Origin of the sequence: Salmonella sp. SG203, assembly GCF_013350575.1 — a bacterium.
Lineage (GTDB): Bacteria > Pseudomonadota > Gammaproteobacteria > Enterobacterales > Enterobacteriaceae > Salmonella > Salmonella enterica.
On the sequence record NZ_SNMT01000048.1, the window covers coordinates 1 to 7,893 of the forward strand.

The following is a 7,893-nucleotide window of genomic DNA, read 5'->3' on the forward strand; positions in this document are numbered from 1 at the left end:
AGGGTTTACCTGGTTAACGATATACAGCAACTGATCGTTTTTATCCGCGATAATGGCACTTTCGCTTGATGCAAGCTGCCCCTGCGGACTGCTCAGACTGGTACTCATTGCGCCGCCCAGCGCACCGGAAAAATCGCTGAGCCTGCCGCTCAGAATATCCGCTTCATCCGGCACGTTCAGCCCGCTGTCCGTAATACGTACAGCGGGTACTGCGGTAGAAAAAGATTTATTTTCACTCATAGCAGTACCGTAAAAATGTCGTTATTGGTATCTGTAATACGCAGCACTCCCGTTACTGTCCGGGCTTTATCAACAGTGACCTGGCAAATTGCGGCACTCACGGTCGGCAGTTTAAGTGCTTCCTGTTGCAGGGTGGCATTCACCAGTTGCGTGCCGGGCCAGTGTCCGAGGATGCGTGACCAGTAAGGTATGCCAGACGTTGAGTCGTACCAGCACTCCCCCAGAAAGGTACTGCACGCACACGCCACATCCTGTGCTACCGCATGGGGATTATCAGTAATGGCAAGATTTCCGGTATCATCCAGCAGGATGTCCCATGTCCTGGTGTCGAGAAGAAGCGATCGTGACTGCATATTGACCCCGCTATCTCTGATCGTTAGTCTGATTTTCTGGCGTGGGTTCCACATTTCCCGTTCTGACGCATTCGCCCATCAGGGCCTCAATAACCTGCTGGCGTTCAATAACATGGTTGATGGTAATCTGCCTGCCAGCCAGCATCAGAAAACCCGCGGTGATAAGACTAAAGGCTTCTTTTATCCTGAGCCATTTTGAGGGGGCATATGCTATGGACAATATCATTTTCTCGGTTCCCCGTTCGGATTTAGAAAAGATGGAGAAAGCGTTTGATGTATGGGGTATCGGATATAAACATCCCCCGACCCTGGCATTTGATTCAGCCGAACCGGTTCAGTGGGTGAACCTGCTTGTGGAGATTATAAAATCACCTGCGGCAATGAATTGTCTGAGTGCCGCCATAGGGTACTTCATAGCCCGAAACCGTGGTAAAACTTTTGAAGTAACGCTGAAAAACGGTACCCGCATCACGATTAAGGGCTTTGATCTGGATGAAACCATCACCTTACTGGATAAGGCGACGCATGTTGAGGTAAAAGACCACGAAACCGAAAGTGATGCATAGACTATTGCGGTCCCTGCGTGGTCGAACCGCCGGACTTAACACCACTGTGAACATGGTTTCCGAAATCAATACCGCCAATCTGCGCGCCACCGGAAAGCTCAGACTGCCCGGTAACGTTAAGTCCCTTACTGACGGCGGTATCGCCGTTCAGCGCGATTTGTGGCGAGTTAACAGTGAAACTTTTCGAGGCGTTCACGATGCCTTCCGGCGCGGATATCTCCACTTTCCAGGGGGAAACAACCCGTATCCGGTTGTCGTCAAACGCCACAAACTGAACAGGCGAACCGTTGAGCACACCACCAAGCCAGATAGCATCGGCGTAGTTATGAGCACGTTTTGATCCCGGCATCGCAGCCTGACGTGTGGCTTTTACCGCACTGATATCCCGGTCACAGATGGCGAGAAAACCGATATCCCCCACATGTGGCGGCATAATCACAGCATTACCACCACCCTGTAACCGCCATACGGGGAGGTTATAAATCACCTCATGCTCAACCGGGGAACCATCCGCTGCAACGCCCATTACCATCGGTCGGGCATCAATAAATTCCCCCTCCACCGCTACCACCAGTCCCAGGGTGATAAACGCATGACGTCCGAGAAACTGCCGCAGCATAAAGTCCTGCGCATTGATTTCACTGTTTACGTCTGTCGGGTTACTGAGTGGTTGAGCCATTTTCCCCAGCCTTCATCATGGTACAGTTGGAACTCCACGGACCGCCCACGGTGCGGGAGGTTATGGTGTGTATCACACCTGTGATCTTATAATCGCCTGTCACATTGGGCAGTGACGATTCAAGATGCGCCAGCCTGCCAATAAAGAGATCGGGGCAGAATATCGTGGTGGCGCTGAGGCCGGTCATGGTGTAGACCGGATATCCGATAAGCCCGTGGTCCGGTGAAATATACAACGGCGGAATATCCAGGTCTTTGTCCTTCGGCCAGATGGTGACTTTCTCCGCGTCCCCCAGGTCGATGTTAATATCGGCGGCTGAAGCGGCATCCAGCATTTGTTGTACAATGTTTCCGGAAAAGTGTGGATTAGACAGGCTGCGACTGACGCCCTGATTTTCAAATTTCAGCCCGGCAGATGACGCCAGCGCACGGATAATATCTGCAACCGGCACATCACCTTTCGCGCTGAAATCTGCCGCTGTCTGATTACGCAGGTTGAAACCAACCTGCCCGGTCAGAATAAGGGGTATATCCGGTGCCTGGTTGTAGTCCGCATACGCATCGGTAATATCTCCCTCGAAAATAAGCCGACCATCCGCCAGAACCCGCATTCTATTTGCCGTACTTTGAGCGGGTCGCCACACGCCCCGATAACTCAGGTCGGCCATATGCGCCGGAGACAATCCCCAGATATACAGGGTTATCTGCGTTCCGGCAGTTCCGCCGTAGACCGTTACCGTCGCAAAGCACTTCGCCTCCGGAATAGTCAGAATATTGCCCTTACCATTGTCGAACGTCCGCCCGTCTGACAGGGTGAACTCCACGGTAATGTCACGCTGTACATAGCTCATATCAGTTCCTCAGGCGACAGCCAGTAGAGCCGGTACCGTGCGCCAAGCCCCCGCCAGTCGGGGTCGTGGTTCCCCTCCGTGTCGGAGAAAAACAGATCGCCCTGAAACGGCAGGTATCCGTACCGGACAATCCGGTTATTGTTCAGGCACAGCACGCCATACAGGCACGGTTCACCGTTAACGGCGATATCGATATACATCCCCGTAGTGCGCTGATTCAGGCGAATGGTGCAGGCCTGAGCACCCAGTGTCACCGTAAACTGCTGGGCTTTGACGGGAGATAAAACAATTTCCAGCATCAGGTGATCCCCCTGTTCGTGACGCTTCGTCTGTCAGCGTCTGACGGTTGTGTCACCGACGCCGTAACCTGCTGCGTCTTCACCGCTGCCTCGCCTTTCGCCTTGTCGTTGTCCGTGGGAGCCTTCTTATCCGTACTGCCCACGGACACTTCTCCGGTCTTCTGTATTGTCTGGAATACCGCGGTAACCGTCAGTAGTGTCGGACCGTTATTACTTCGCGTACGGTAGTCGTACTTCACCAGGTCGCAGGATGTCCAGGTCTTGTCCGGCGTCTCGATATCGTAAAGTCCCGCCGTGGTACGCATCTTTTCCAGTATTTCCAGCACGTTCGACCGCGAGGTGGTGGAAAAATTTGTCAGATTCGGGATGGCCCCTGAAAACGCCGTCCAGCCTTCCACAGTGAAAGTCACATGCAGCTCCGGCGGTCGCTGAATTTTATTAAAGGTGGAGTAGGCCCCCTGTTCCACGGGGGCAGTGGAAACGGTAGCTTCCGCCCCCACCTCCACGACGACAAAAGAATCCGGAGTGAAAGGTTGTTTCCCCTGGTCCTTTCCGGATGCGTAGTAAATGCCGAATGACGGAGCCAGAACGCTGTTAATGAGCCCCAGCACACCGCCGCCACGAATGGCACTCAGTACGTTACCTTCATTGAAAGACAGATTCTTCCGGAGAAATTTGTCCACCGGAAGCTTATCGAAAGAGAAACTCATCCTGTTACCCCGCTGGAATAAGCCGAAACAAGCGCCGAATTCCTGATGCGCCGACGCGCATCATCGGTAATGCCCTTCACATTATCCGAGGCTGTGGTGACATTCAGCGTCCCGATATGCGTGGTTTCTGTGACCGTGGACTGCGATACTGGAGCCGGATGACGCGACTGTACGGCCATTGCCGCGCCCGGCTGAGGCAGATTCGCCAGAACGCGGGGAACATAATTACGGGTCTCCTCAGGCGCAGCCGCAAGCCCCTTACGCTGTACATTTCCTTCACCCCAGTTGTACGCCGCCAGGGCCTTAGCCAGATCGCCATGAAAGAACTGTAATAAACCGCCAAGCTTTCTGGCGGCGGCATCAGCCGCTTTTTCTGGGTCGAAGACATCGTAGCCGTTTAGCCCAAACTCCTTAGCCGTCTTCGGCATGAACTGCCACGGCCCCATCGCTCCGGCGCGTGAGACGGCGTATTGTTCTCCCCCGGATTCGGTGATCGCAACGCTGCGCAGCAGTCCGGGCGGCAGGTTATATTTCTCTTCCAGTCCCGTAAGTACAGGTTGCAGTCGGTTAAGCAACCTTTCACCCGCGAGCGTTGGATGCGGGCGCTTAACGGATTGTGCGTGCTGTTCCGGCTCCGCTCCGGGAATATCAGGCTGGATATTGTTGCCAAAAACAGTACCTTTTTCTCTCCCCAGGTCAGTGTCAAATCCCAGGTCCCGCAAAAAGTCGCCAATGTTACGTTTCGTGTATCTCCAGGAACTTTCCGCGCTGTCTTTGATATTTTCCCTGTCCTCGTAGGCATACTTACCGTACTCAAGGAGCGCCAGTAGCCAGAATGGTAACTTCAGTATTCCCAGCGCCCTGAATGCACCGACAACTTTCCACACCCACGACGCTACCTGTAACCCAATGAGGATCTCAAGTACGTTCGACCACCCCCCTACATCATCAACAACGTTATTAATCTGCGGAATAAGCTCCTTCACCTTAGAGGTAAGCCACTCGACATCAGCGGTAAACTCCGTAAAGAACTTGTTCACCTCTTCCGGATGTTGCTGCATCCAGTCACCGAGTTTCTCCAGCCAGTGGCTGAACTCCAGCGCATACGGCATCAACGCGGTGCCAATCGTCATGCCGATGTTAGACCAGGTCTGATCGAGTTCAACAAGCGCCTTTCTCAGCTCGCGAGCCTGCGCAATACGTTCAGGCGTGATCTGTGAGCGTGCAGAAAATTCATCAACATCTTTCAGCGCATGACCGGAGCCTAAAAACTGCTGCCCGGCATAGCTGAACCCCAGCGCGTTGCCGTAGGCAGTTTGTTCTGGCTTTGTCAGTCGCGGAAAAATAACCGCCAGCTTGCGCATGATGTCTTCGGTACTTTCATGCGCCAGGTCTATTCTGACACCCGCACGCGCGGCTACGTTAAAAAGTTCCTGTAATGCCGGGTCAAAAGATTTATTTGAATTAAATGCCGCTTTGGCATCATTTATCCGCGAAAACGCTCCGGTTATTTCCTCCGCACTTACGCCGTTCGCCTGTCCGGCCCGCTTCCAGCCATCCAGATGTTTCGCTTTCATGCCAAAGGCATCGGAGGAAATTGACAACTGGTTGAGGTCACCGGCAAAGCCAGTGACCAGGCTTTTAAGTCCGCCCAGTGTCAGGGTGACCCCTGCCAGCGCCAGTATCTGGGTACGTATACCTGAAAAGAATTTTGACGCCCGCTTGCCCGCCTGCTCCATTCCCTTCGCGGTTTTTTCGGCCTTTTTGCCGGTATTCGTGATCGCAGTACTGGTTCGCCTCCCCGCCTGCTCCATACCTGCGGCGGTTTTATCAGCGTCAGCGCCTGTTTTCTTCAGGGCCTTACCTGTGCGCTCACCGGCGGCTTCCGTCTCACGCGCAGCTTTATCCGCATCGCTGCCTGTTTTCGCCAGGGCATCGCTGGCCTGTTTTTGTCCCTGTTCGAAAACGTCCGCCACCCGCTCCATTGCGGCGGTCAGTCGGTCCAGCGCAGCGTGTACCGCCTGCTCCCCGGCGGTAAAGTCCTTACTTTCTATATCCAGTGCCAGAACCAGCTCATCAAGTACCGCTGCCATTCAGTGTCTCCTGCATCACACGTTCGTTATGGGCGTCCACCTGAATAATCTCGAGCAGATCCCATAAGTCCTGCACACCAAGTACGGAATCCAGTTCGGCTTTTGAAGCCTTACCGGAGGAGATAACGGTCGCAATGGTGCGGGGAACATTAACGTAATCCACCACCCCGAACGGTCTGTCGGGGCCGAGATAACGCGGGGGAATATCTAGCTGGCGGCGGGACTGAAAAAATCCACATGCAGTCTGAATACCTCCGCACGTAAATCAAGCCTGGTGGTGATTTCCTCTATATCGTCTTCAATAAGAGGTCGCCGTACACTACGATTTTTTGGATCGGGAACAAACTGTATACATTCCATCATTTCATCCAACAGCGGACGGGCTTCTTCCGGCGGGATTTTTGACAACGCTTTCAGTCCTTCCAGCGCCAGCGCAGCCATCCCCATACTGCGAACACCATCCGGTAAATCCACGCCGCCACGCCCCATCGCCATAATGGCGCGCATCGCCCACCATTCCGCCTGCGAGGCAGACATTTCGGTAAGGTGAAATACCTTGCCTTTATCCCGCCCCTGACCATCAATAGTGATAAATTTCTCTTTACGGGCCATCAGTTAAAAACCTCCGGAGTGATAGTTTCCCACTCGATAACCGCCTGTCCTGGCTGCAATGTACGCGCCGCGTCAGGCAGCGCTTTCCATTGTTTGAGTACGCCATTTACGCAGGTATATTTACGACCTATCGCCGGAAGCAGCACGACAGCATTACAACGGAATACAGCCCGGCTGGTCCGGGATGTGGTTGACCAGGTATCAAAAATATCCCGGCTGGGTGAGTCCGGCATGATATGAAACGTCTGGATAATGTTACTGTACACAAATCCCGCAGACAGTTTACCGTCAATACCGCGGACGGTTTCCGCCAGTACCAGCGGATCGGTGCCATAAACATTATCTGCTGCAAATCCCTGAAGTTGTACGCCGGAGGGATACAGGTTATTCACTGTCAGCGTGATAATGGCATCCGCCGCAGTGATGGTGTTGTTGTTACCTGACATTTACTGGACCTCCGTGGATGCAATAACAAGTTTCTGGATACTGCCGCCGTCACAGTACCAGAGCGTACAGGACGGGCTGCTACGGGTTGCCCGCAGAGAGGGAAGCATATCGCCGATATACAGGTAGTAGCCGGTGGCAAACAACGTTGAAGAAACATCCTCCCCCACAACATTGTTGATCTGCTTCTTCTGCGCCTCCGTCAGTGTCACCCCCTCACGGATACCGCCCCAGCGTTTGTACTGCTGGATAACGTCACTCATTGATGCCGCAACCAGCGCCCGCCCTTCATTGTTGTAGGGGATAGTCTGGTTTGATTTGAACAGGGAAATTACCGCTCCCTGCAAATTAGCATTCAGCCAGATTTGCCCACAGAAGCTGTCCAGCCATTTAAAATCACCGGTAATAGTGCCATCCGCCCAGTAATCTTCCACGATGCTGTTTTCCGCATATTTCCCGTAGAAGTTGTAGCCTGCGGCGATCAGCGCATCGTAATCGCTGCCACTGGTAACATCAGCGGCCAGACCTTCATACTCGCGGAACTTGAACGGCACGCGCCCCTCCGGTCGGACAAAATCAAGGCACGCCGCATACCCCAGCACCGCCGCCGCCCGGTTACCATCAGACGCGAAAACCGGTACAACAGCACTGTAGTTATTGACGGTGATTATCTGGTAAGCGATATGACCGGTATCCCCTTTTACTTTGGCCTTACCGCTGGTTGTCCATGCCACGTAAAAGTAACGCTTGCCCTGCCCGTTTGCCCAGGCAGAAAACGCCAGGTGTTGCTCGTCAGTGACCTCAGATACCGTGGAAAAACCCGCCCATTGCTGGGACGCGTCCTTAATGGCTGCCATCGTGTCAGGTACATCAGATACCGGCGCGCCCTGGGATATCACCGCGCCCGTATTACTGGTCATCTTCAGGGGTTCCGCTGCCGATCCACTGCCGAACGTTATCGTGGTGCTCTCCGGTTTCGCCCCGGCGGCAGTAATGACGAAAGCATTCTGTGTGGTATCGAATACCACTGTTGCCACCGCCGCGGTC

At 53.8% G+C, this 7,893-nt stretch carries 12 protein-coding genes and 1 pseudogene; 1 reads left to right on the plus strand and 12 read right to left on the minus strand.

What is annotated here, in order from left to right; translation table 11 throughout:
• From HV477_RS27220 to HV477_RS27230, 3 genes and pseudogenes are all read right to left on the minus strand, one after another.
• Positions 1–240 (minus strand): annotated as a pseudogene (locus HV477_RS27220) (hypothetical protein); the annotation flags it as partial.
• Positions 237–593: a hypothetical protein gene (locus tag HV477_RS27225; protein WP_175065686.1), complete on the minus strand. Its 357-nt coding sequence runs from the start codon at positions 591–593 to the stop codon at positions 237–239. The pseudogene HV477_RS27220 and the gene HV477_RS27225, both read right to left, overlap by 4 nt.
• Positions 594–603: 10 nt before the next feature.
• On the minus strand, positions 604–813 hold the full coding sequence (locus HV477_RS27230; RefSeq protein ID WP_175065687.1) for a hypothetical protein: 210 nt from the start codon (positions 811–813) through the stop codon (positions 604–606).
• Between HV477_RS27230 and HV477_RS27235 the strand changes: the two genes are divergently transcribed.
• Positions 806–1,159 (plus strand): hypothetical protein, encoded by a 354-nt coding sequence (locus tag HV477_RS27235; RefSeq protein ID WP_175065688.1) that lies wholly within the window; start codon positions 806–808, stop codon positions 1,157–1,159. The genes HV477_RS27230 and HV477_RS27235 overlap by 8 nt on opposite strands.
• Before the next feature lies 1 nt (position 1,160).
• Here the strand turns inward: HV477_RS27235 and HV477_RS27240 are convergent, their stop codons facing one another.
• The 9 genes from HV477_RS27240 to HV477_RS27280 form a co-directional block, all read right to left on the minus strand.
• Positions 1,161–1,838 carry a Gp138 family membrane-puncturing spike protein gene (locus tag HV477_RS27240; RefSeq protein WP_175065689.1) on the minus strand — a complete coding sequence of 226 codons (678 nt, stop codon included), beginning with the start codon at positions 1,836–1,838 and terminating at the stop codon, positions 1,161–1,163.
• A complete protein-coding gene (locus tag HV477_RS27245) occupies positions 1,819–2,688 on the minus strand; it encodes a hypothetical protein (RefSeq protein WP_175065690.1) in 870 nt (289 codons plus the stop codon). Before HV477_RS27245 ends, HV477_RS27240 begins: the two co-directional genes overlap by 20 nt.
• Positions 2,685–2,987 carry a phage baseplate plug protein gene (locus HV477_RS27250; protein ID WP_175065691.1) on the minus strand — a complete coding sequence of 101 codons (303 nt, stop codon included), beginning with the start codon at positions 2,985–2,987 and terminating at the stop codon, positions 2,685–2,687. Before HV477_RS27250 ends, HV477_RS27245 begins: the two co-directional genes overlap by 4 nt.
• Positions 2,987–3,697 (minus strand): phage baseplate protein, encoded by a 711-nt coding sequence (locus HV477_RS27255; RefSeq protein ID WP_175065692.1) that lies wholly within the window; start codon positions 3,695–3,697, stop codon positions 2,987–2,989. The genes HV477_RS27250 and HV477_RS27255 overlap by 1 nt, the downstream gene beginning before the upstream one ends.
• Entirely contained in the window at positions 3,694–5,790 is a 2,097-nt protein-coding gene (locus tag HV477_RS27260) for a transglycosylase SLT domain-containing protein (RefSeq protein WP_175065693.1), read from the minus strand. The genes HV477_RS27255 and HV477_RS27260 overlap by 4 nt, the downstream gene beginning before the upstream one ends.
• Positions 5,774–5,956, minus strand: a complete 183-nt coding sequence (locus HV477_RS27265; RefSeq protein ID WP_175065694.1) for a transcription elongation factor GreA — start codon at positions 5,954–5,956, stop codon at positions 5,774–5,776. The genes HV477_RS27260 and HV477_RS27265 overlap by 17 nt, the downstream gene beginning before the upstream one ends.
• 41 nt (positions 5,957–5,997) lie before the next feature.
• Positions 5,998–6,402 (minus strand): hypothetical protein, encoded by a 405-nt coding sequence (locus tag HV477_RS27270; RefSeq protein WP_175065695.1) that lies wholly within the window; start codon positions 6,400–6,402, stop codon positions 5,998–6,000.
• Positions 6,402–6,848 (minus strand): phage tail fiber protein, encoded by a 447-nt coding sequence (locus HV477_RS27275; RefSeq protein WP_000016414.1) that lies wholly within the window; start codon positions 6,846–6,848, stop codon positions 6,402–6,404. Before HV477_RS27275 ends, HV477_RS27270 begins: the two co-directional genes overlap by 1 nt.
• Positions 6,849–7,893: DUF3383 family protein (locus HV477_RS27280; RefSeq protein WP_175065696.1), on the minus strand; the 1,045-nt coding region annotated here is incomplete at its 5' end.

What these genes read in the sequence shown, in the direction of transcription:
- HV477_RS27225 (WP_175065686.1), bottom strand. Translation starts at nt 593, where the DNA reads ATGCAGTCACGATCGCTTCTTCTCGACACCAGGACATGGGACATCCTG.
- HV477_RS27235 (WP_175065688.1), top strand. Translation starts at nt 806, where the DNA reads ATGGACAATATCATTTTCTCGGTTCCCCGTTCGGATTTAGAAAAGATG.
- HV477_RS27240 (WP_175065689.1), bottom strand. Translation starts at nt 1,838, where the DNA reads ATGGCTCAACCACTCAGTAACCCGACAGACGTAAACAGTGAAATCAAT.
- HV477_RS27245 (WP_175065690.1), bottom strand. Translation starts at nt 2,688, where the DNA reads ATGAGCTATGTACAGCGTGACATTACCGTGGAGTTCACCCTGTCAGAC.
- HV477_RS27250 (WP_175065691.1), bottom strand. Translation starts at nt 2,987, where the DNA reads ATGCTGGAAATTGTTTTATCTCCCGTCAAAGCCCAGCAGTTTACGGTG.
- HV477_RS27255 (WP_175065692.1), bottom strand. Translation starts at nt 3,697, where the DNA reads ATGAGTTTCTCTTTCGATAAGCTTCCGGTGGACAAATTTCTCCGGAAG.
- HV477_RS27260 (WP_175065693.1), bottom strand. Translation starts at nt 5,790, where the DNA reads ATGGCAGCGGTACTTGATGAGCTGGTTCTGGCACTGGATATAGAAAGT.
- HV477_RS27270 (WP_175065695.1), bottom strand. Translation starts at nt 6,402, where the DNA reads ATGGCCCGTAAAGAGAAATTTATCACTATTGATGGTCAGGGGCGGGAT.
- HV477_RS27275 (WP_000016414.1), bottom strand. Translation starts at nt 6,848, where the DNA reads ATGTCAGGTAACAACAACACCATCACTGCGGCGGATGCCATTATCACG.